Source organism: Actinoplanes sp. NPDC051411 (assembly GCF_040682075.1).
Taxonomy (GTDB): Bacteria; Actinomycetota; Actinomycetes; order Mycobacteriales; family Micromonosporaceae; genus Actinoplanes.
In genome coordinates this window covers 13571-35226 of the sequence record NZ_JBFBAD010000102.1, presented here as the reverse complement: position 1 = coordinate 35226, position 21656 = coordinate 13571, and the positions used below count along the sequence as shown (strand labels likewise).

Sequence of the window (21656 nt, the reverse complement as noted above, 5' to 3'; positions counted from 1 at the left end):
TGCCCACTCCCCCCCCCCGCGCCCCCCCGCCCCCCGGGGTGTGGGGCGCCCCCCTGCCCCTCCCCCGGGCCGGCCCCCCGCACCCCCCCCCCCCCCCCCCCCCCCCGCGGGGGGGGGGGGGGGGCCCCCCCCCCCCCCCACAACGAGAGGGGAACGCATGAACCGGCGACGGGGGTACGCGATCTACCTGATACCGGGGATCATCGCCTCGACCCTGGTGATCATTGTGCCGCTCGTGATGACGATCGGGACCAGCTTCACCCGGTGGACCGGCGTCGGCTCGCCGACCTGGATCGGCTTTCAGAACTACACCCGGCTGTTCCACGACGAGCTGTTCTGGAGCTCGTTCGGCCACATCATCCTGATGGTCGTCGCGATGGCGGTGATCCCGACGCTGCTCGGCCTGGTGCTGGCGGCGGTGCTGTTCGACTACGTGGGCAAGCGCTTCAGCGACCGGTGGGCCAGCTTCTTCCGGTCCGGGTTCTACCTGCCGCAGGTCATCCCGCTCGCGGTCACCGGCATCATCTGGGGCTGGATCCTGCACCCGGACTACGGCGCGCTCAACAAGATCCTCAATGCGGTCGGCCTGCACAGCCTGGCCGTCGACTGGCTCGGCAACCCGAAGTACGCGCTGTTCACGGTCATGGCGGTGCTGATCTGGATCCAGCTCGGCTACCCGATCGTGATGTTCATGTCGGGGCTGCAGCGGGTCGACCCCTCGCTCTACGAGGCGGCCGACCTGGACGGCGCGACCTGGTGGCAGCGCTTCCGCAAGATCACGATCTACATGATCCGGCCCGAGTTCTACGTCGTGCTGATCACGACCACGATCGCCGCGCTCAAGGTGTTCGCGCAGATCTTCGTGCTCACCCGGGGCGGCCCGAGCAACGCGACGATCGTGCCGTCCTACTTCGCCTACAAGAACTACTTCGAGAAGGCGCAGGTCGGCTACGGCTCGGCGATCTCGACCGTGCTCACCGTGCTGATCATCGTGCTGGCGTTCGTCTTCCTGCGCCTGCAGAACCGGGCGGAAAGGCAATCCCGATGACGACGCTCACCGCGCAACCGAAGATCAGAGACGAAGAACCGGCGATAAGGACCGCCGCCAAGCGGCGCAATCCGGCCCGGTACGCCGTCCTCATCGGACTGCTCGTGCTGCTGCTCCTGATCGTCGCGCCGCTTCTCGTGGTCGTCATCAACGCGGTCAAGAGCCCCGCCGACTACGCCGGGAACGGCCCGCTCGCGCTGCCTCACCACCTGTACTTCAAGGGCATCGCCGACTTCTGGACCCGCGTCGACTTCGGCGAGAAGCTCTTCAACAGCTTCATCTCCAGTCTCGCCGTGGCGGTGCTCGGCGTGCTTCTGAGCATTCTCAACGCGTACGCCCTCGGCATCGGCCGGGTCCGCGGCCGGGTCTATTTCCTGGTCTTCTTCCTGGTCGCGAATCTGCTTCCGCAGGAAGCCCTGATCTATCCGCTGTACTACTTCTCCAAGCAGCTCGGCCTCTACGACAACCTGCTCTCGATCATCATCATCTTCACGGTCATCCAGAGCGCGTTCGGCACCTATCTGCTGACATCGGTGTACTCGGAGTTCCCGACCGAACTGCTCGAGGCGGCCAGCATCGACGGCGCCGGCAAATGGCGCATCCTGTGGCGGGTCGTCGTGCCGGTCAGCCGCCCGACCCTCGGCGTGCTGTTCACGTTCTTCTTCATCTGGACGTGGAACGAGTTCCTCCTGCCGCTGGTCTTCCTGATCTCGAACGACAAGCAGACCGTCCCGGTGGCGCTCGGTGTCCTGCAGGGCGACCGCCTGATGGACGCCACCACGACCAGCGCCTCGGCGCTGATCGGCATCCTCCCGGCGATGCTCTTCTTCGTGATCTTCCAGCGCACGCTCACCCGCGGCATCGCCGCCGGCGCCATCAAGTAAAGGACGCTCATGAAGTTCACCGACGGCTACTGGCACAAGCGCGACGGGTTCGCGGTGCTGCATCCCGCGCAGCTGCACGACACCGAGGCCGACGCGACGTCGCTGACCGGGTACGCCACGACCAGGCCGGTGGCGACGCGCAGCGACACCCTGAACGCGCCGATCATCACGATCCGGCTCGAGGCGCCGATGCCGGACGTCATCCGGGTGACCGTCGGGCACTTCCTGGGTGGTGTGCCGCGCTCGCCGAACTTCACGGTGAAAAGCGAGCCCGGAGACGTGAGCGTCGGACCGGCCGAGCTCACCTCGGGCCGGCTGACCGCGCGGTTCAACACGAGCGACAACTGGGGGCTCGACTTCCTGGCCGAGGGGCGGCGCATCACCGGCTCGGGCTGGAAGGGCATGGGCATCGTCGACACGGCCGGCGGCGAGCACTACGTGCACGAGCAGCTCGACCTCGGCGTCGGCGAGGCGGTCTACGGGCTGGGCGAGCACTTCGGCCCGTTCGTCAAGAACGGCCAGAGCATCGACATCTGGAACGAGGACGGCGGCACCAGCAGCGAGCAGGCGTACAAGAACGTCCCGTTCTATCTGACCAACCGCGGGTACGGCGTGCTGGTCGACCACCCGGGCCGGGTCTCGTTCGAGGTGGCCAGCGAGATGGTCACCCGGACCCAGTTCAGCGTGCCCGGGCAGACCATGTCCTACCTGGTCATCTACGGCCCGACCCCGGCCGAGGTGCTGCGGAAGTACACCGCGCTGACCGGCCGGGCGGCGCTGCCCCCGGCCTGGTCGTTCGGCCTCTGGCTGACCACGTCGTTCACCACCCCGTACGACGAGGAGACGGTCAACAAGTTCGTCGACGGGATGGCCGAGCGTGACCTGCCGCTGAGCGTCTTCCACTTCGACACGTTCTGGATGCGCGAGTTCCACTGGTGCGACTTCGAGTGGGACTCGCGGATCTTCCCCGACCCGCCGGGCATGATCAAGCGGCTGCACGACCGGGGGCTGAAGGTCTGCCTGTGGATCAACCCGTACATCGCCCAGCGCTCGGCGATGTTCGCCGAGGGCGCGGCGAAGGGCTTTCTGGTCAAGAGGGCGAACGGTGACGTCTGGCAGTGGGACAAGTGGCAGGCCGGGATGGGCCTGGTCGACTTCACCAACCCGGCCGCCCGGGACTGGTATGCGGGCAAGCTCAAGGCGTTGACCGACATGGGTGTCGACGCGTTCAAGTCGGACTTCGGCGAGCGCATCCCGACCGACGTGGTCTGGCACGACGGCTCCGACCCGCAGCGGATGCACAACTACTACACCCAGCTCTACAACAAGGTCGTCTTCGACGTGCTCGAGGAGGCCCACGGCGAGGGCGAGGCGGTGCTGTTCGCGCGCTCGGCCACGGTCGGCGGCCAGCAGTTCCCGGTGCACTGGGGCGGCGACAACTCGGCCACCTTCGAGTCGATGGCCGAGAGCCTGCGCGGCGGGCTGTCGCTGCTGTCGTCCGGCTTCGGGTTCTGGAGCCACGACATCGGCGGCTTCGAGGGGCGGCCGGACCCGGCGGTGTTCAAGCGGTGGGTGGCGTTCGGGCTGCTCAGCTCGCACAGCCGGCTGCACGGCAACCAGTCGTACCGGGTGCCGTGGCAGTTCGACGAGGAGTCGGTGGACGTGCTGCGGCACTTCACGCACCTCAAGTACCGGCTCATGCCGTACCTCTTCGAAGCCGCACGCCGCACCCGGCGCGAGGGAATCCCGGTGATGCGGCCGATGGTCGTCGGGTTCCCCGGCGACCCGGCCGTGACCTATCTCGACCGGCAGTACATGCTCGGCGACGACCTGCTGGTGGCGCCGGTGATGAGCGCGGGCGGCGACGTCGACTACTACGTGCCGGCCGGGCGCTGGACCCGGTTCGGCACCACCGAGGTGATCGAGGGGCCGGCCTGGGTGCGGGAGAACCACGGCTTCGACAGCGTGCCGCTGCTGGTGCGGCCGGGGGCGGTCATTGCGCTCGGTAACCGGACCGATCGCCCGGACTACGACTACCGGGACGGGATCACCCTGCGTCTGCATGACGTCACCGAAGCCGTGACCGTCGTCGTCGGGGACACCACGTTCACCGTCACGCCCGACCGGGTCGAGAGGCGGGGCGCCGCACTGCCCTGGCGGGTCGAGATCGTCGGCGGGCCGTCGGCTGATCTATCCGCTGATCAGGACGTGTGGACGACTAAGATCGGTGAATGAACCCGGCACTGGACCTGTTCGTCCCCGGTGTCGTCTACCTCGACATCATCTTCACCGGTCTGCGTGAACTGCCGTCGCCGGGCGCCGAGGTCTGGGCGCCCGGCATGGGCTCCTGCCCCGGCGGCATCGCCAACCTGGCGGTCGCCTCGGCCCGGCTCGGCCTGCGCACCGGGCTGGGCACCGCGCTCGCGACCGACGCCTACGGGGACTTCTGCGCGCACATCCTCCGCGACCAGGAGGGCATCGACCTGTCGTCCTCCCGGCGGCTGGCCGAGGGCCATTCGCCGGTGACCGTCTCGCTGGCCTACCAGCGTGACCGCAGCATGATCACGCACGGTCACCCGCTGCCGGTCGGTCCGCACGGCCTCGTGGGTTCCCTGCCGTCCGCGCGGGCCGCCTCGGTGAGCCTCAGCAAAGGGCCGCTGCCCTGGGTCGCGCAGGCGCGGGCGAACGGCACCCTCGTCTTCGCCGACGTCGGCTGGGACGACACGGCGCAATGGCCGGTCGAGGCGCTCGAGGTGCTGTCCGACTGCCACGCCTTCCTGCCCAACGCGGTCGAGGCCATGCAGTACACCCGGGCCGCCAGCCCGGCCGAGGCGGTGCGCCGGCTTTCCGGTCTGGTCCCGGTGGTCGTCGTGACGCAGGGCAGCGACGGGGCACTCGCGGTCGACGCGACGACCGGTGAGTCGGTGGTCGCTCCGGGCGTACGCCTGGAGGCGCTCGACCCGACCGGCGCCGGCGACGTGTTCACGGCCGGATTCGTGCTCGGCACCCTGCGCGGCTGGCCCCTCGACCAGCGGCTCGCCTTCGCCAACCTGATCGCGGCGCTGTCGGTGCAGCATTTCGGAGGGTCGTTGTCGGCGCCCGGGTGGGGCGACATCGCCGACTGGTGGCGGTCGGCCCGTTTGTCGGCCACCCGGCATCACGCCGACTCCTCCGAGGCTCTTCTCGCCGCCCGCTACGGGTTCCTCGACGACGTGATCCCGCAGGGGGAACAACGGTCGGTGCGGCGCGCCACGGCCACCATTGCCCGGCTCTCCGACGCGGGGGATCAGCGGTGAAACTCGTCATCCTCGGCGGCGGCGGCTTCCGGGTGCCGCTGGTCCACTCGGCGCTGCTCGACCCGTCGTCCCCGATCACGTCGCTGGTTCTGCACGACGTCGACGCGGGGCGCCTCGCGGCCATCTCCCGGGTGATCGAGGCGCAGGGTCACGGCCCGGCCCTCTCCGCGACCACCGACCTGACCGAGGCGCTGACCGGGGCCGACTTCGTGTTCAGCGCCATCCGCGTGCACGGACTGCCGGGGCGGGTCATCGACGAGAAGGTGGCGATCGGCCTCGGCGTGCTCGGCCAGGAGACGACCGGGGCGGGCGGCGTCTCGTACGGTCTGCGCACCGTTCCCGTCGCCGACGCGATCGCCCGGCGCATCGCGCTGGTCGCGCCGTCGGCCTGGGTCATCAACTTCACCAACCCGGCCGGGCTCGTCACCGAGGCGATGGCGGCCCACCTGGGCGACCGGGTGATCGGCATCTGCGACTCGCCGTCCGCGCTCGGCCGCCGGGTCGCGCGGGCGCTGGGCCTGACCTCGTCCTACTCCCTGGGCTACGCCGGGCTCAACCACCTCGGCTGGCTGTCGTCGGTGACCTCCGGCGGCGTCGATGTGCTGCCGTCGCTGTTCGACGCGTCCGACGACACCCTCCGGTCGTTCGAGGAGGGCCGGCTGTTCGGCCCGGCGCGCTTACGCGCGCTCCGGGCCGTCCCGAACGAATACCTGCACTATTACTACGACACCGCTTCTTCCGTACGCGCCGAGCAGGCGGCCGCCGAAACCCGGGGCGAATTCCTGCTGCGCCAGCAGACGGCGTGCTACGACGCCATCGGTTCCGGTGATCCGCTCGCGGCGTGGACGGCGGCGCTGCGCGAGCGGGACGCCACCTACATGTCCCTCGAAGGGCTCGACCGCGACGCTTCGGCGGGCGGCGGAGGTTACGAGCAGGTCGCCCTGGAACTGATGCGGGCGCTGGCCTCGGACGTGCCGGCGTCGCTGATCCTCAACGTGCGCAACCGGGGCGCCCTCGACATCGTGGACGCGGACGCGGTCGTCGAGGTGCCGTGCACCGTGACGTCGGACGGCCCGGTGCCGGTGACCGGGGTGTCGGTGCCGGGGCACGGGGTCGCGCTGGTGCGGCGGGTCAAGGCGACCGAACGGGCCGTCCTGTCGGCGGCCGCGAACGGATCCCGCGCGGTGGCCGTGCGGGCGATGGCGTCGCACCCACTGGTCGACTCGGTGCCGCTGGCCCGCGCGCTGATCGACGCCTACCGGTCCGAATTCCCCGAGCTCGCCTACCTGCGATAGGGCCGGCCGGGAGCCGCCGCCCTCGCCCGCTCGCCGTGGAGCGGGCGGCGCCGGTCAGAACTCCTGGCCGCCGACGTCGACCTGGCCGTGCGCGGCCAGCCAGCGGACCGCCTCGTGCAGCGTCTCGAGTGAGGAGAAACGGGGCCGGTAGCCCAGCACCTCGCGGGCGCGGTCGATGCTCGCGGTGATGCCGCGCTCGATGTGGTCGCGGGTCGTGGCGGCCTGGGCCGGGCCGGTGCGGCGCTCGAACTCGGGCCAGTCGACCAGGTCGAGCACGGCCTCGCGGCCGAACCAGCGGGCCGCGCCCTCGGCCAGCCCGCGGCACGTCATCGCCTGCTCGGCCACCACGTGGAAACTCGACCCGATCGCCGCCGGCCGGGACACCGCCCGCTCGAACGCCTGCGCCACGTCGTCGGCGTGCACGTGGCCGAGCACGCCCAGCCCGAGCGCCGGCAGCGCGACCGGCTCGCCGGTGGCCAGCCTCCGCCACACGTCGACGTCGAGGTTGCCCTGCGGGTTGACCGGCCGCCAGCCCGGCCCGCTGATGTGCCCGGGGTGCAGCACCACGCTCGGCACGCCACCGGCCCGCGTCTCGAGGTGCAGCAGCTCCTCGATCGCGGCCTTGCCGGTGCCGTACTCGCCGTACGCCGTGCGCGGCTCGTCCTCGGTGAGCGGCACCCGGGCCGCCCGGCCGTGCACCCAGATCGTGCCGCAGTGCACGAGGAGCGGCCGGGTCTTGCGCAGCTCGTCGACCAGGCGCCGGGTGGACTCGGGGGTGAAGGAGATCAGGTCGACGACCACATCCGGCTTCTCCGCGGCTATGCGCTCGGCGGCGTCGTCGGCCTCCCGGTCGGCGGTCACCCGTCGCACCGACCGCCACTCCGGGCTGTCGTGATAGGGCTGCCGCTCGCCCCGGGTCATCGCGACGACCTCATAGCCCGCCCGGACCAGCCGCGGCACCAGGTAGGTGCCGATGTGCCCGGTTGCTCCCGTCACCACCACGCGCTGCATGCCCCAACTCTATGTATGCTTGGGCCGTTGAAGGGGAGTAGCCCCCCACCGGTGCGTCGACATGCTGGAACTCCCCGGAGTTCCCGGCGCCCGGGCCCGCTCCGCGCGGGTGGGCGAGACCTTCGACTCGAACGGTTCGGACTCGACGTCCGCGCCGCGGGTCGAGGGCTATCCCGAGAACGGTGGCCGTCCCTCCGCGGCGCGCGGAAGGACACGGCACCTCGTGATTCACATCGTCTTGCTGCTCGGCTGCGCGGTGGTCATCTACCTGGCCTGCGAGTGGTTCGTCAACGCCGTCGAATGGCTCGGCGCCCGGCTCAAGGTCGGCCCGCTGGCGGTCGGCACGATCCTGGCGGCGGCCGGCACCGCGCTGCCGGAGAGCGTGGTCACGCTGGTGGCGGTGATCTTCGGCGGCAAGCACAGCGGCGACGACATCGGGGTCGGGGCCGCACTGGGCGGTCCGCTGGTGGTCGGGACGATCGCGTACGCGGTGACCGGCGTGATGCTGTTGTCGCGCGGTCGCACCCGCGTACCGGTGCCGGCCGGCGGAATCGCCGGAGCCGAGCCACCGCCCGCTCTTCTCGATGGCACGAACATGCGGCGGCTGGCCCGGGACCAGACGTGGTTCCTCGCGATCTTCGTGGTGAAGGTCGGGCTCGGCCTGGTCGCGTTCGCGGTCAAGCCGTGGCTCGGGCTGCTGTTCTTCGCCGCCTACGCGGTCTACTTCTGGCGCGAGACCGGCGGCAGCGGCGAGCACGCGGCCGACGGGGACCTGGAGCCGCTGAAGCTGCAGCCGCGCCGGCCGAGCCCCTCGACGTCCGCGGTGGTGGCCCAGACGGTGGCCACGCTGGTCGTGATCTTCCTGGCGTCGCAGCTGTTCGTCCGCCAACTGGAATGGGCCGGCCCGGCGATGGGCCTGTCTCCGGTCGTGGTCGCCCTGTTGCTGTCCCCGGTCGCCACCGAACTGCCCGAGGTCATGAACGCGATCATCTGGGTGCGGCAGGGCAAGACGCCGCTGGCGCTGGCCAACATCTCCGGAGCGATGATGATCCAGGCGACGGTGCCGTCCGGTATCGGGCTGCTGGGCACGCCGTGGCACTTCGACGCCCCGCTCGTGCTGGCCGGCGTCGCGACGCTGCTCTCGGTGATCTACCTGCTCGTGCTCTTCCGCACCGGCCGCGCGACCGCCGGGCGGCTGATCGTGGCGGCCGTGTTCTACGGCCTGTTCGCGGTGGGGCTGGCGGTCGTGCAGTAGGCGGCGGCCTGGCGGTTCACGGCCGGTTCCCGAATGCGGCCGGCGGCCTGGCGGTTCACGGCCGGTTCCCGGATGCGACCGGCGGCCTGGCGTTTCACGGCCGGCTCCCGGATGCGGCCGGCGGCCGGTCGGTTACGGCCGGTCGGCGGGCGAGCTCGCGGTGGTGCGGTACGCGGCCGTCGGGCGGGAGTGGGTCGGGCAGCGGTCGTAGCCGCCACGCACCCGGATGGCCCCGGTGGCCAGCGCGAGCAGCGCCAGCGGGGCCAGCACAGCCAGCATCAACGCGACCATCGCACCCACCTCATCAGTCACGGTACGCACGATCGCCGCCGGGCAGGTGTCTCGAAATGAGACAGGCCGTGCCTCGCTGTGGCGCGCGGTGGGGCACCCTGGGAAGGGTGCGAGGCACGGTGAGCTTGCACCTATTGCAATGACTGCATATGTTGGGCGAGGTCGGAGGGAGGGGGCCGAGCATGCCGACGGCACACGACATCGGCCACGAGCACGACCACGGCCCGGAAGCGCACGGCCCGGAATCGCACGGCCCGGAATCGCACGGCCCGGAATCGCACGGCCCGGAATCGCACGGCCCGGAATCGCACGGCGCGGGCGGGCACGCGGGGCACGACCACGGCGTGTCGGCGGATGCCGATCGGCGGTGGCTGAGCCTCGCGCTCACGCTGATCTCGCTGTTCATGCTCGGTGAGGTCGTCGTCGGCCTGATCGCCCGGTCGCTCGCCCTGCTCTCGGACGCCGCCCACATGCTCACCGACGCCGGGGCCATCGTCCTCGCCCTGATCGCCATGCGACTGGCCGCGAGGCCGCCGCGCGGTGGTTACACGTACGGGCTCAAGCGCGCGGAGATTCTCTCCGCGCAAGCCAACGGGCTGACCATGCTGATCCTGGCGGTGTGGCTCGGGGTCGAGGCGATCCGGCGGCTGATCGACCCGCCTGCCGTGGTCGGGCCGCTGGTGCTGATCACCGCGCTGACCGGCATCGTGATCAACATCGTCGCGGCCTGGGCGATGAGCCGGGCCAACCGGGCGAGCCTCAACATCGAGGGTGCCTTCCGGCACATTCTCAATGACCTGTACGCGTTCATCGCCACCGCCCTGGCCGGCGCCGTCATTCTCGTGACCGGGTTCACGCGGGCCGACCCGATCGCCACCCTGGTCGTCGTGGTGCTGATGACGAAGGCCGGGCTGGGGCTGGTCCGCGAGTCCGGGAAGATCTTCCTCGAGGCGGCACCGTCCGGACTCGAACCGACCGAGCTCGGCGCGCGGGTGGCCGCGGTCGACGACGTGGTCGAGGTGCACGACCTGCACGTCTGGCAGATCACCTCGGGGCAGCCGGCGCTGTCGGCCCACGTGCTGGTCGTGGCGGGCGGCGACTGCCACGCGGTGCGGCGGCGGATCGAGCAGCTGCTGCGCTCGACCTACCGCATCAGCCACAGCACCCTGCAGGTCGACCACTTCGGGTCGGTGCCGGCCGATCCGGACGACCACTGCGCCGAGCCGCATGGCGTCTCCTACCGCTCCGGGCCGTAGCCCAGGGTCTTCGCTTTGCGCACCAGGACCGAGCGTTCCCGCTGGTTGGTGCACAGCCGGGCGGCCCGCTCCAGCTCGGCGCGCGCCTCCGGGCGCCGTCCGAGGCGGGCCAGCAGCTCGCCGCGTACGGTCGGGACCAGATGCGAACCGGGGAGCCGGCCCCCGGCGATCAGCTCGTCCACGATGGCCAGGGCCTGCTCCGGGCCCGCGGCCATGGCCACCGCGACGGCCCGGTTGAGCTCGACCACCGGCGAGGGCGCGACCCGGGCGAGCGCCTCGTAGAGCACCACGATCCGGTCCCAGTCGGTCGCCTCGACCGACGGCGCCGCCGCGTGGGCGGCCGCGATCGCGGCCTGCAGGCCGTACGGGCCGAGGCCGCGAACCGACGCCCGGGCCAGCGCGGCCAGCCCACGGTGAATCGCCGAGTAGTCCCACCGCCGCCGGTCCTGGTCCTCGAGCAGGACCGGCGAACCGTCCGGGCCGGTCCGGGCCGGGAAGCGCGCGGCCGTCAGCTCGCACAGCGCGAGCAGGCCGTGCACCTCCGGCTCGTCCGGCTGCAGCGCGGCCAGGGTGCGGGCCAGCCGGATCGCCTCGTACGCCACGTCCGGGCGCAGCAGCCGGTCGCCCGAGGTGGCCGTCGACCCCTCGTTGAAGATCACGTAGAGAACGCTGAGCACGCCGCCCAGCCGCTCCCGCCGCTCGCCGGCCGGCGGCAGCCCGAACGGCACCCCGGTCGCCGCGATCGTCTTCTTGCCCCGGGTGATGCGGGCCCGCACGGTCGGCACGGGCACCAGGAACGCGCGGGCGATCTCCTCGCTGGACAGGCCGGCGACCACGCGCAGGGTCAGCGCCACCCGGGACTCGGGGGAGAGCACCGGGTGGCAGCTGACGAACATCAGCGCCAGGATGTCGTCGTCGATCCGATCGGGGTCGGCCTCCTCGTCGACCGCCGGTCCGGCCGCCTCGCCGGCCGCCAGCAGGGCATACCGGTCGTTCAGGGCGGTCCGGCGGCGGATCGCGTCGATCGCCCGCCGCCGGGCGGTGGCCATCAGCCAGCCGGCCGGATTGGCTGGAGCGTCGAGCGGCCACGCCACCAGCGCCTCGGCCACCGCCTCCTGGGCCGCGTCCTCGGCCAGCGCGAAATCGCCGGTGAACCGGGTCAGCGCGGCGACGATCCGCGCCGACTCGATCCGCCAGACGGCTTCGACATCGGGCGTGCCCATCAGACCCGGCCGTTGCTCTCGGGCCCGGTCACTCGCCGGCCGGCGGGGCCTCGTCGCTTCCGGGCACCCGGCGGACCTCGATCTTGGAGCCGCGGGCGGCCGGCACCCGCTTGGCCCACTCGACCGCCTCCTCCCGCGAGGCGACGTCGAGCAGGAAGAAGCCCCCGAACAGCTCCTTGGTCTCCCCGTACGGCCCGTCCGTGACCACCGGCGCCTCGCCGCTGAAGTCGACCACGACGCCCTGGCGCGGATCGTCCAGCCCCTCGGCGGCGACGTAGACGCCGGCCTTGAACAGGTCTTCGATGAACTGACGGGTGGTGGCCATCATCTCGTCGATGTCGGCCATCATGGCCGCGTTCGACTCGTCGGTGCCCCGCATGATCAGCATGTACTTCAACGCGTTCTCCTCGTCCGGCGGGGCCGCCTCCCGGCCCGCGCACCCTCACGTCGAACGAGCGGCCCGCAGATCGACACGGCCCCGGAAGTTTTTCGCCGCGAGGCCGTTCACGGCGGTCAGCGTATCGCCGGAAGGGTGCGCCGTCCCGGCGATACGCTCGTGTGTTGTCACGTCGGTCTCGTCGCATTCCGTCGCCTTGGATCATCCAAACGGGTGGTTGTCCCCGGCTAATTGATGGGAGACGATGGCGGCCTCGTGTGGCCGCTGAGGAGTCGGGAATGGCAACGGAAAACAGTGATGTTCAGGGCTCCGGCGACAAGGACGTTCTTCTGTCCGTCTATTCGGTCATCGCGGCGCGCCGGACCGCCTATGACGCCCTCTTCTGGCAGGCTCCGGTCCTCAGCCTTACCGCCCAGGCTTTTCTTTTCACCGTCGCGCTGAGCGGGGGAACTCCGGTCTGGTCGCGCCGGATAGCGGCCGGGCTGGCGCTGCTTAGCGCGCTGGCCTCGATTCAGCTCATGGTCAAGCACCGTTTCCAGGAGACTTCCGACTCCATAACGTGCAGCGAAATCGAGCGAAAACTCGAGATCGACAGAATTTATGGCTCCCTGCCTCATGGCAGGCCCAGTCAGCGAACGCACGCCAGAGACGCCAAAGGCCTGGAAAAGCTGAAGTCCTATCCGATCTGGCTCGGTTTGCTATCATTGTTCGCGACCGTGGCCGTAGTCGTGGTCATCTTGACCTTCACGAATGTTTTTAAGCCCTGACCGCCAGTTCTCCGGCTGAATTCTTCACCAGTGGAGCTTCCTTGAGCCGAACCGCCCTCATCACAGGAATCACCGGCCAGGACGGCTCCTATCTCGCGGAGCTGCTCCTGTCGAAGGGCTACGCAGTTCACGGGATGGTGCGCCGAACCTCGACTTTCAATCAGGGGCGCCTGGCGCGAGCCAAGGAAGTGGCGTCCGTCGGCGGGGCCGAGATCCACCTGCACGCGGGCGATATGGCCGACGCGTCACGGCTGCGGTCGTTAATCGAGGCGATCCGGCCGGCCGAAATTTATCACTTGGCGGCGCAGACCGATGTGGGAGTTTCCTTCGACATTCCGGAGGTCACGACCGACATCAATGCGCTGGGGACCCTGCGAATGCTGGAAGCGGCACGACTCGCCGCGCCGAACGCCCGCTTCTACAACGCCAGTTCCTCGGAGATATTCGGCCGAAGCTCCGGCCCGCAGAGCGAAGACACGCCGTTCAGTCCCTGCAGTCCGTACGGTTACTCGAAGGAATATGCCTACTGGGCCGGGGTCAACTACCGTAACGCGTACGATCTGCACGTCTGCAACGGCATCCTGTTCAATCATGAGAGCGAGCGGCGTGGCGCCAACTTCGTGACGCAGAAGGTGGCGCAGTTCGTGGCGAAAGCAAAAGGGCGGCCCGGCACCAAACTCGGCCTGGGTAATCTCGGCGCCATCCGGGACTGGGGCTATGCGCCCGAATACGTCGAGGCCATGTGGTCGATGCTTCAGCGGCCGGAGCCCGAAGACTATGTAATCGCGACAGGTGTCGGGCACAGTGTCGCCCAATTTTGTGAGACGGCGTTCAAGGCCGTGGGCCTGGAATGGCAGGACCATGTCGTTTCGGATCCGGAATACTTTCGGCCCGAGGAGCCGGCCGCGCTGGTCGGCGACAGTTCCAAGGCCGCCCGCGATCTGGGCTGGCGCGCGCGCACAAGCCTCCCTGACCTCGTCACGCACATGGTCGAGGCCGCGACGCGGTCGGTCGCGGAGGACGGTCAGGGGCGCGGCGGCCGAAGCGCTTGACCGGGGCGCGCCTCGGCCGGCTCGGTGTCTGCCCGGCGGCTGACCGCCCGGTAGAGCAGGGCCATGCCGACGATCTGCGCCAGGTGGTACGCCGAGGTGGGGTCGAGGCCGACGCGGCCGGTGATCCCGGCCGGGACCACCTTCGTTATCGCGGCGGCGCCACTGGCCAGGACGGCGGCCAGGACCGGCCGGGCCAGCGGGTGGTGCTGCCGGGCGGCGTGGAACCACAGTCCGAGCACGCTGAGCATGGTGAGGCTCTCGCAGGTGAGCATGGCGGTCACGCCGGCGTGGCCGCTGACCGCCGCGCCGAGGTACGCGGCGAGCCCGACCGAGCGCAGCAGCCAGAACACCCGCGCCCGGCCGGGGCCCAGCACCTCCCGCACGGTGGCGGCGAGCAGGTAGGACACCGCCACCACGACGAGGACGCTGATGACCGCCCAGCTGATCTCGGCCGGCCGGGCCCACCGCACCATCACGGCGTGGTGGAACGCTCCCGCGACCGCCGCGACGCCGGACCACCAGAACGGTGGCAGCCAGTAGCGGGGGACCGTGGGGGTGCGGCGCAACTGCACGGCGAGGACGAGGACCACGAGCCCCAGGAGGAGGTCGGTCAGAGACTGGGCCGGCTGCGCGAGCACCATCGCACCGTACGCTCCGGGCGTGCCGGCCCGCCCTCGCCCGGGAAGCGCGGGCCCCTACAGTGGAAACCCCGTCGACCAGGAGGCAGCGAGTCGTGGACCAGAACAAACCGGTGATCGACACGTCCACGGCCCACCCGGCCCGCCGATACAACTATCTGCTCGGCGGCAAGGACAACTTCCAGGCCGACCGCGAGTCGGGTGACGAGCTGGCCCGGCTCAACCCCGCGATCAAGATCGCGGCGATGGAGAATCGGGCGTTCCTGCAGCGTGCCGTCGGCTTCCTGGCCGAGCAGGGCATCCGGCAGTTCGTCGACATCGGCACCGGGCTGCCGACCGCCGACAACACCCACGAGGTCGCGCAGCGGATCGCCCCCGAGTCGCGCATCGTCTACGTCGACAACGACCCGCTCGTGCTGGTGCACGCCCGGGCGTTGCTGACCAGCACGCCCGAGGGCCGCACCGCCTATCTCGACGCCGACCTGCGCGAGCCGGAGAAGATCCTGAACGACCCGGTGCTGCGCGAGACGGTCGACCTCACGCGGCCGGTCGGGCTGGTCCTGGTGTCGATTCTGCCGTTCGTTCCGGGCGACGACGTGGCCGGCCCGATCGTGCGTACCCTGCTCGATGCCATGCCCTCGGGCAGCTACCTGGTGCTGTCGCACGCCACCTTCGACACGCTCGACCCGGAGGTGGCGGCCCAGTACTGGGAGATGTTCCGGGCCGGCAAGTCGGACATCTGGCCGCGCACCGAGGCCGAGTTCCGCGACCTGTTCGCCGGCCTCGAGCTGGCCGAGCCGGGCGTCGTGCAGGTGCACAAGTGGCGGCCCCGGCCGGACGCGACGCCGCGGGCCGACAAGGAGATCAACAACTGGGGCGCGGTCGGCCGTAAGCCGTAAAGCACTATTCCCCGGCCGCGGAGCGGGCGGTGGTGCGGCGGCGGAGCGCCTCGGTGAGGATCGGCGTGATCTCCAGGAGCTGCCGCTGCTGCTCCTCGGTCAGGTCGGCGAACCCCTCGGCGATGTCGGCCTGGAACTGCTTCCAGGTCAGCTGAAGGTGCTCGCGGCCCTGCGGGGTCAGGCTGACCACCGAACTGCGCCCGTCGTCGGGGTTGGGCCGCCGCTCGACGGAGCCGTCCTCGATCAGGGCCAGGACCAGCGAGGTGATCCGCCGCTGAGCCACGTTCATGGACGAGGCCAGCTGCGTCATGGTGCAGTCGCCCTGCTGCTCGAGCACCCGCAGCAGCCGCATCCGGCTGTAGCTGACCGAGGCGGCCGGCGTGCAGGCCGTGATCCAGCGACCCCACGTCGGCCCGAGCTCGGAGAACGCGGCCGCCAGCTCGCCGGTCCGGGACCAGTTCGCACGCCGCGCCATGAGCTGAATTCTACGGCGCCATCGCCGCGTACCGAATGCGGGCGCCGGAAAGGCGCCTCATTGACCACCGTTGATGTCGATATCGGCGCCGGTGATCCACTGCGAGCGGGCCGAGACCAGGAACGCCGCCGCCTCGGCGATGTCGCGGGCGTCGCCGAAGCGACCGAGCGGCACGTTCTTCGCCAGGTCGGCCAGCGGCGCGCCCATCGCGTCGGCGATGGTCTGCAGAACCTCGATGCCGCCGGGGGTGTCGACCGGGCCCGGGGTCAGGTTGTTGATCCGGATGCCGGCCGGGGCGAGCACCTTGGCCATGCCCCTGCTGTAGGTCGCCAGCGCCGCTTTGGCCGCCGCGTAGTGCAGCACCGGGGCCTGCGGGGCCTTGGCGACGCCGGTCGTGATGGTGACGATCGCCGCCCCGGCGCCCGACTCCCGCAGGGCCGGCAGCGCGGCGCCGACGGTCCGTACGGCCGACAGGAAGTTGATGTCGAGCGAGTCCTGCCACTCGTCGTCGGGGATCGTGGCCGGGCCGCCCATGAACACCCGGGAGGCGCCGGCCGCGTGGACCAGGATGTCGAGGCCGCCCAGCGTCCGTACCGCCTGCTCGACCATCTCCCGCGCACCGGCCTCGGTCCGCAGGTCGCCCGCGACGAACCTCGAGCTCTTCGGGGTCGTGTCGGACGCCGAACGCGCGCTGGTCACCACCGCGGCGCCGCCGTCCAGCAGCCGCTGGGCGATCGCCGCACCCATTCCCCGTGAGCCGCCGGTGACCAGCGCCCGCCGTCCGGTGAACTCGTCGGGAAGGGAAATCGTTGGTTGGTACATGGAGGCACCGCTCTCTAGCTGCGCAAACAGCGCGCCGATTTGCTGACGGGGCTCAGTAGATACTGGCGGGGGTCAGCATGTCAACGATCCGCGGGCCGACGAGGCGCGCGTCATGGCGCTGCCGCGGCCCTCGCTGGCCTCGCCGGCGGCGAAAGTTATTGGAATTTGTGTGATAAGTCCGAATCTGGGCTTGACTGATGGCCGTCTATTTTTAAGACTGTTACGCATTAACCCTCTCCCCGGAGGAATCCCCCATGCGTAAGTCCCGATTTCTCATCGCGGCGGCCGCCGTCGTGGTGGCCCTGAGCGCCGGTCTGACCGTCGTCTCCCGAAGCGACACGGCCCAGGCGGCCGTCGTCTGGAACGAAGACTTCAACGGCGCGGCCGGCAGCGGCGTCGACACCTCGAAATGGAACTTCGACACCGGCGGCAGCGGCTTCGGCAACCAGGAGCTGGAGTACTACACCAGCGGCACGAGCAACGTCGCCATGGACGGCCAGGGCCACCTGGTCATCACGGCCCGCAAGGGCAGCGGCGGCCACAACGACTGCTGGAACGGCACCTGCCAGTTCACCTCGGGCCGGATCCAGACCGCCGGCAAGTTCACCCAGCAGTACGGCCACGTCGAGGCCCGCATCCAGGTCCCCAACGGCTCCGGCCTGTGGCCCGCCTTCTGGATGCTCGGCGGCGGCAACTGGCCGACCGACGGCGAGATCGACATCATGGAGGTCGTCGGCCGCGACCCCAACCGGCTGTTCGGCACGCTGCACGGCCCCGGCTACTCCGGCGGCAACTCGTTCGGCGGCCAGCTGCTGGCCGGCTCGCCGTGGTACCAGGCGTTCCACAACTACGCGGTGGACTGGTCGCCCGGCCTGATCGTCTGGACCGTGGACGGCCAGGAGTACTTCCGGGCCACGCCGCAGTCGCTGCAGGCGGCCAAGGGCAACGTGAGCTGGGTCTACGACCACCCGTTCTTCGTCATCCTCAACCTGGCGGTCGGCGGCAACTTCGGCCAGGGCAACCCGGCCGGCCTGCCCGCCGAGAGCAAGATGCTGGTCGACTACGTGCACGTCAGCACGTCGGCCACCACTCCGCCGCCGAGCGGCGGCAACGCGCTCAGGTCCAACCTGAGCGGCCGCTGCATCGACATCCCGGGCGCCAACCCGGTCGACGGGGCCCGGCTGCAGACGTACGACTGCAACGGCTCCGCCGCGCAGCAGTGGGCGGCCAACGGCGACGGCACGCTGCGGGCCCTCGGCAAGTGCATGGACCCGGCCGGCGGCGCCCTCACCAACGGCACCCCGATCCAGCTGGTCACCTGCAACGGCAACCCGGTCCAGCGCTTCACCCTGTCGGGCGCGGGCGACCTGGTGAACGTGTCGGCCAACCGGTGCGTCGACGTCAAGGACAACAACACCGCCAACGGCGCCCAGCTGCAGCTCTGGGACTGCGCCGGAACACCCAACCAGAAGTGGACGCGAGCCTGATCCACCGACCGATGGGGAACGCCGGCAGCCTCGCTGCCGGCGTTTTCCGTACGCCGGGGGCCCGCGCAAGGCGCCGACTGCCGTGAGGGGCCCGTGCGATGCCCGCGGTCGGCAGCCGGAATCTGAGCGAACGTCGCCGCCCCGGTGTCTGACCGACCCGGCCGGCGACACGGTCGTCCGCGCCCGAGGAGTCGGCTGACTCCTCACTCGCCGTGCGGGCGAGCCTTCAGCCGTACGCCGTGATGGTGCTCGACGCCGGGGTGGGACGCCGGGTCGACGTGGACAGTGGCGCCGGTCAGCCGGGGCACGCCGTGGGCCAGCCGGTGCTCGGCCTCGGCCGCGATGTCATGGGCGGCGAGCAGCGTCAGGTCACTGTCGACGACCAGCGCCGCCTCGGCGTGCAGGCTGTGGCCGATCCAGCGCAGCCGCAGGCCGGAGACGTCGTGGACGCCGAGCACCCCGCGCAGGGCCCGCTCGGCGCGGTCGACCAGCTCCGGCTCGACGTGGTCCATCAGGCGGTGGTAGACCGCCCGGGCGGCGTCCTTGAGCACGAACGCGATCGCCGCCGTGATGACCAGGCCGACGACCGGGTCGGCCCAGCGCCAGCCGAGCCCGGTGCCGGCCGCGGCGAGCACGACGGCCAGCGAGGTGAAACCGTCGGTGCGGGCGTGCAGGCCGTCGGCGACCAGGGCGGCCGAGCCGATGCGCCGGCCGACGCCGATGCGGTAGCGGGCCACGGTCTCGTTGCCCAGAAACCCGATCAGGCCGGCCGCGAACACCCACGGCAGGGCGGTCACCGTACGCGGGTCGGCCAGGCGGTCGACCGCGAACCAGGCCGCCGCGACCGACGACGCGGCGATGACCAGCACGATGATCACGCCGGCGAGGTCTTCGGCGCGGCCGAATCCGTACGTGTAGGCGCGCGTGGCCGCCCGCCGGCCGAGCCAGAAGGCGATGCCGAGCGGGACCGCCGTGAGGGCGTCGGCGACATTGTGCAGGCTGTCGCCGAGCAGGGCGACCGAGCCCGAGGAGACGACGACCAGTGCCTGGGCGGCCGCGGTCGCGCCGAGGACGGCCAGCGAGATCCACAGCGCGCGCATGCCCTCGCGGGAGGCCTCGAGCGCGGAGTCGACCCGGTCGGCGCTGTCGTGCGAGTGCGGCAGGATCATGGCGTCAGCATACGGACCGAACTAGTCGTGCGACAACGTTGCAAACGCCAATGAGCTGCAACAACGTAACTTCAGCTAGTGGCGTGGCGCTTGCGGAAGGCCTCGGCGCGGGCGCGGTTCTGACAGGTCAGGCAGCAGAAGCGGCGGCGGCCGGCGGGGGAGAGGTCGACGTAGACGTCGGCGCACTGACGGTCGGCGCAGACGCCGATGCGGCCCGGGTGCTCGGCCAGTTGCTCGCGGAGGGCCAGCGCGGCGGCCGCCCGCGTCGCCTGCCGGGGGTCCTCGACCAGCCACGCCTGGGCGAGGTCGTCGGTGAGGACCGGCCGGACCCGGCTCTGCTCCAGAAGTGCGGTCACCCGGGCCGCCCGCTCGGGAGGCGCCGCGAAAATCGGGTGCAGCTCGTCGGCCAGCGTGGTCAGCTCAGGGTCGGCCGGGGCGCCGGTGCGGCCGTCGAACTCGCGCGGCCGCGTGCCCCACTCGTTGACGAGCCGCACCACCTCGTCGAGCGGCATGATCGCGATCCGGGTCGCCACGGGCCCAGCGTAACGCAATCCACGGTGTTATCGCGTTGCGGGTGGGCGGGATCGCGGATAACGTGATGAGAGTTGTTATTGCGTTATCGACATCCGTCGGGAAGTGAAATCATGCGTGCGACCGCAACCGCACGTGAATGGGCCGGACTCGCCGTGCTCGTCCTGCCCTGCCTGCTCGTCTCGCTCGACGCCGAGGTCCTCAACCTCGCCGCGCCCAGCCTCACCGCCGCCCTGCGGCCCACCAACGTCCAGCTCCTCTGGATCCTCGACAGCTACGTCTTCGTCCTCAGCGGCACCCTGATCGGTGCCGGGGTGCTCGGCGACCGCATCGGCCGGCGCCGCCTGCTGCTCGCCGGCTCCGCCGCGTTCGCGCTCGCCTCGCTGGCCGCCGCGTTCGCCACCAGCCCGGCCCAGCTGATCGCCGCCCGCGTCCTCATGGGCCTGACCGGCGCGACCCTGATGCCGTCGACGCTCGCGCTGATCCGGGCCATGTTCGCCGACCCGCGCGAACGCGGCGTCGCCCTCGGCGTGTGGAGCGCCGGCTTCTCGCTCGGCGGCGTCGGCGCGCCCCTGATCGGCGGCATACTCCTCGAACACTTCTGGTGGGGCTCGGTCTTCGTGATCGCCGTGCCGGCCACCGCGCTGCTGCTGATCGTCGGGCCGATCCTGCTGCCCGAGTCGCGCGACACCGGCGCGACCGGGTTCGACTGGTTCGGCGCGCTGCTGAGCCTGGCCGCGGTGCTGACCTTCGTCTACGGGCTCAAGCGCGCGGCCGCGTCCGGCCTGTCGCTGCTCCCGCTTCTGGCGATCGCGGCCGCCGGAGCGCTCGGTGGCCTGTTCCTCCGCCGCCAGCGCCGGCACCCGCAGCCGCTGCTCGACCTGGCCATGTTCCGGGACGTACGGGTGTCGGTCGCGCTGGCCGCCAACGCGCTGTCGTTCTTCGTGCTCTACGGCACCCAGTTCGCGATCGGCCAGTACCTCCAGCTGGTGCTCGGCATGACCCCGCTCCGGGCCGGACTGTGGGCGTTGCCGTCGGTCGTCGCGTACCTTCTGGCCTCCCTGTTCGGTCCCGGCCTGACCCGCTGGTTCCCGGCCGGCCGGGTCGTCGCGGCCGGCCTGGCCGCGATGACCATCGGCTTCGCCGTGCTGGCAGCGGCCGGCGCGGTCGCCCTCCCGGCCGTCGTGGCCGGCACCGTGATCTTCTCGGTCGGCCTGGCCCCGGCCTACATCCTGACCACCGACCTGGTGGTCTCGACCGTCCGGCCGGAACGGGCGGGGATGGCCGCCGCGGTGACCGAGACGGGAACCGAGCTCGGGGGTGCGCTGGGCATCGCCGTGCTGGGATCGGTCGGCGTGGCCGCCTATCGCCACGAGTTGCCGGGGACGCTGGTCGACGCGCTGACGCGGGCCGCCAGCCTGCCGCCCGAGGCCGCGTCGAATCTCCGGCAGGTGGCCGAGCACGCCTACAGCAACGCTTTCGTGCTGATGGCCGCGATGGCCGCGGTCGTGGTGGCGGTCGCGGCAGTGCTGGCCGCCACCTTCCTGCGACCCGCGCCGACGGCCAAGCCTGCGCCTGCGGCGGAGCCGGTGCCCGAGCACGCGGCTGCGCCACTGCCCACATCGGAGCCGGCGGAGATGGCTACCCAGGCCGCCGCACGCCGTTGACATCCGGCGAGCGATGACGCTGACCGGCGCACGGCCGAACCGGAGGCGCTCCGGCGGCGGTTCGAACGGGGCGGTTTCGGCCCGGCGACCGGGTTCCGTCTCCCGCACCGGGCCGGACGGCCGGCTGATCCCGCTCGCCGAGCAGGACCGCACCGGCCAGGACGCGAGCCTGATCGCCTCCGGCGGTGCTGGT

Annotated in this window: 21 protein-coding genes; 12 read left to right on the top strand and 9 right to left on the bottom strand. The window is 71.0% G+C overall.

Annotated features, from left to right (window positions below; genetic code table 11):
- Positions 1-157 precede the first annotated feature (157 nt).
- From AB0M88_RS39155 to AB0M88_RS39135, 5 genes are read left to right on the top strand one after another with little or no spacing between them, the layout of a single operon-like run.
- Complete coding sequence (locus AB0M88_RS39155; protein ID WP_364110905.1) at positions 158-1048, top strand: sugar ABC transporter permease; 891 nt, start codon at positions 158-160, stop codon at positions 1046-1048.
- Positions 1045-1932, top strand: a complete 888-nt coding sequence (locus AB0M88_RS39150) for a carbohydrate ABC transporter permease (RefSeq protein WP_364110904.1) — start codon at positions 1045-1047, stop codon at positions 1930-1932. Before AB0M88_RS39155 ends, AB0M88_RS39150 begins: the two co-directional genes overlap by 4 nt.
- A 9-nt stretch (positions 1933-1941) precedes the next feature.
- Positions 1942-4167 (top strand): alpha-xylosidase, encoded by a 2226-nt coding sequence (yicI, locus tag AB0M88_RS39145; protein WP_364110903.1) that lies wholly within the window; start codon positions 1942-1944, stop codon positions 4165-4167.
- On the top strand, positions 4164-5228 hold the full coding sequence (locus AB0M88_RS39140; RefSeq protein ID WP_364110902.1) for a PfkB family carbohydrate kinase: 1065 nt from the start codon (positions 4164-4166) through the stop codon (positions 5226-5228). Before yicI ends, AB0M88_RS39140 begins: the two co-directional genes overlap by 4 nt.
- The gene (locus AB0M88_RS39135; RefSeq protein ID WP_364110901.1) at positions 5225-6523 is read left to right on the top strand and encodes a 6-phospho-beta-glucosidase; all 1299 of its coding nucleotides are present in this window, start codon (positions 5225-5227) and stop codon (positions 6521-6523) included. The genes AB0M88_RS39140 and AB0M88_RS39135 overlap by 4 nt, the downstream gene beginning before the upstream one ends.
- A 54-nt stretch (positions 6524-6577) precedes the next feature.
- Here the strand turns inward: AB0M88_RS39135 and AB0M88_RS39130 are convergent, their stop codons facing one another.
- The gene (locus AB0M88_RS39130; RefSeq protein WP_364110900.1) at positions 6578-7534 is read right to left on the bottom strand and encodes an NAD-dependent epimerase/dehydratase family protein; all 957 of its coding nucleotides are present in this window, start codon (positions 7532-7534) and stop codon (positions 6578-6580) included.
- A gap of 61 nt (positions 7535-7595) precedes the next feature.
- Between AB0M88_RS39130 and AB0M88_RS39125 the strand changes: the two genes are divergently transcribed.
- A complete protein-coding gene (locus AB0M88_RS39125; protein ID WP_364110899.1) occupies positions 7596-8789 on the top strand; it encodes a sodium:calcium antiporter in 1194 nt (397 codons plus the stop codon).
- Between the two features lie 132 nt (positions 8790-8921).
- Here AB0M88_RS39125 and AB0M88_RS39120 read toward each other — a convergent pair whose 3' ends face one another.
- Positions 8922-9101 carry a hypothetical protein gene (locus tag AB0M88_RS39120; RefSeq protein ID WP_364110898.1) on the bottom strand — a complete coding sequence of 60 codons (180 nt, stop codon included), beginning with the start codon at positions 9099-9101 and terminating at the stop codon, positions 8922-8924.
- Positions 9102-9262: 161 nt separating this feature from the next.
- Between AB0M88_RS39120 and AB0M88_RS39115 the strand changes: the two genes are divergently transcribed.
- Entirely contained in the window at positions 9263-10336 is a 1074-nt protein-coding gene (locus AB0M88_RS39115; RefSeq protein ID WP_364110897.1) for a cation diffusion facilitator family transporter, read from the top strand.
- Here the strand turns inward: AB0M88_RS39115 and AB0M88_RS39110 are convergent.
- Both AB0M88_RS39110 and AB0M88_RS39105 read right to left on the bottom strand, forming a co-directional pair.
- The gene (locus AB0M88_RS39110) at positions 10318-11559 is read right to left on the bottom strand and encodes a sigma-70 family RNA polymerase sigma factor (protein ID WP_364110896.1); all 1242 of its coding nucleotides are present in this window, start codon (positions 11557-11559) and stop codon (positions 10318-10320) included. The two genes, AB0M88_RS39115 and AB0M88_RS39110, sit on opposite strands and share 19 nt — an antisense overlap.
- A gap of 28 nt (positions 11560-11587) precedes the next feature.
- A complete protein-coding gene (locus tag AB0M88_RS39105) occupies positions 11588-11947 on the bottom strand; it encodes a YciI family protein (protein ID WP_364110906.1) in 360 nt (119 codons plus the stop codon).
- Between the two features lie 287 nt (positions 11948-12234).
- Here AB0M88_RS39105 and AB0M88_RS39100 point away from each other — a divergent pair, with 287 nt between their 5' ends.
- A complete protein-coding gene (locus tag AB0M88_RS39100) occupies positions 12235-12723 on the top strand; it encodes a hypothetical protein (RefSeq protein ID WP_364110895.1) in 489 nt (162 codons plus the stop codon).
- Positions 12724-12764: 41 nt separating this feature from the next.
- Positions 12765-13775, top strand: a complete 1011-nt coding sequence (locus tag AB0M88_RS39095) for a GDP-mannose 4,6-dehydratase (protein WP_364110894.1) — start codon at positions 12765-12767, stop codon at positions 13773-13775.
- Here AB0M88_RS39095 and AB0M88_RS39090 read toward each other — a convergent pair.
- On the bottom strand, positions 13748-14416 hold the full coding sequence (locus tag AB0M88_RS39090) for a hypothetical protein (RefSeq protein WP_364110893.1): 669 nt from the start codon (positions 14414-14416) through the stop codon (positions 13748-13750). The genes AB0M88_RS39095 and AB0M88_RS39090 overlap by 28 nt on opposite strands.
- A gap of 92 nt (positions 14417-14508) precedes the next feature.
- On the opposite strand from AB0M88_RS39090, the gene AB0M88_RS39085 reads away from it, so the two are divergent.
- A complete protein-coding gene (locus tag AB0M88_RS39085) occupies positions 14509-15312 on the top strand; it encodes an SAM-dependent methyltransferase (protein ID WP_364110892.1) in 804 nt (267 codons plus the stop codon).
- A 4-nt stretch (positions 15313-15316) separates the two neighbouring features.
- Here the strand turns inward: AB0M88_RS39085 and AB0M88_RS39080 are convergent, their stop codons facing one another.
- Positions 15317-15787 (bottom strand): MarR family transcriptional regulator, encoded by a 471-nt coding sequence (locus AB0M88_RS39080; protein ID WP_364110891.1) that lies wholly within the window; start codon positions 15785-15787, stop codon positions 15317-15319.
- A gap of 57 nt (positions 15788-15844) precedes the next feature.
- Positions 15845-16609: an oxidoreductase gene (locus AB0M88_RS39075; RefSeq protein ID WP_364110890.1), complete on the bottom strand. Its 765-nt coding sequence runs from the start codon at positions 16607-16609 to the stop codon at positions 15845-15847.
- 254 nt (positions 16610-16863) lie between these two features.
- Between AB0M88_RS39075 and AB0M88_RS39070 the strand changes: the two genes are divergently transcribed.
- Positions 16864-18096 carry a family 16 glycosylhydrolase gene (locus tag AB0M88_RS39070; protein WP_364110889.1) on the top strand — a complete coding sequence of 411 codons (1233 nt, stop codon included), beginning with the start codon at positions 16864-16866 and terminating at the stop codon, positions 18094-18096.
- 203 nt (positions 18097-18299) lie between these two features.
- Here the strand turns inward: AB0M88_RS39070 and AB0M88_RS39065 are convergent, their stop codons facing one another.
- Both AB0M88_RS39065 and AB0M88_RS39060 read right to left on the bottom strand, forming a co-directional pair.
- Complete coding sequence (locus AB0M88_RS39065) at positions 18300-19265, bottom strand: cation diffusion facilitator family transporter (protein WP_364110888.1); 966 nt, start codon at positions 19263-19265, stop codon at positions 18300-18302.
- A 71-nt stretch (positions 19266-19336) separates the two neighbouring features.
- The gene (locus AB0M88_RS39060) at positions 19337-19798 is read right to left on the bottom strand and encodes a CGNR zinc finger domain-containing protein (RefSeq protein WP_364110887.1); all 462 of its coding nucleotides are present in this window, start codon (positions 19796-19798) and stop codon (positions 19337-19339) included.
- 111 nt (positions 19799-19909) lie between these two features.
- Between AB0M88_RS39060 and AB0M88_RS39055 the strand changes: the two genes are divergently transcribed.
- On the top strand, positions 19910-21463 hold the full coding sequence (locus AB0M88_RS39055; protein ID WP_364110886.1) for an MFS transporter: 1554 nt from the start codon (positions 19910-19912) through the stop codon (positions 21461-21463).
- Positions 21464-21656: the final 193 nt, after the last annotated feature.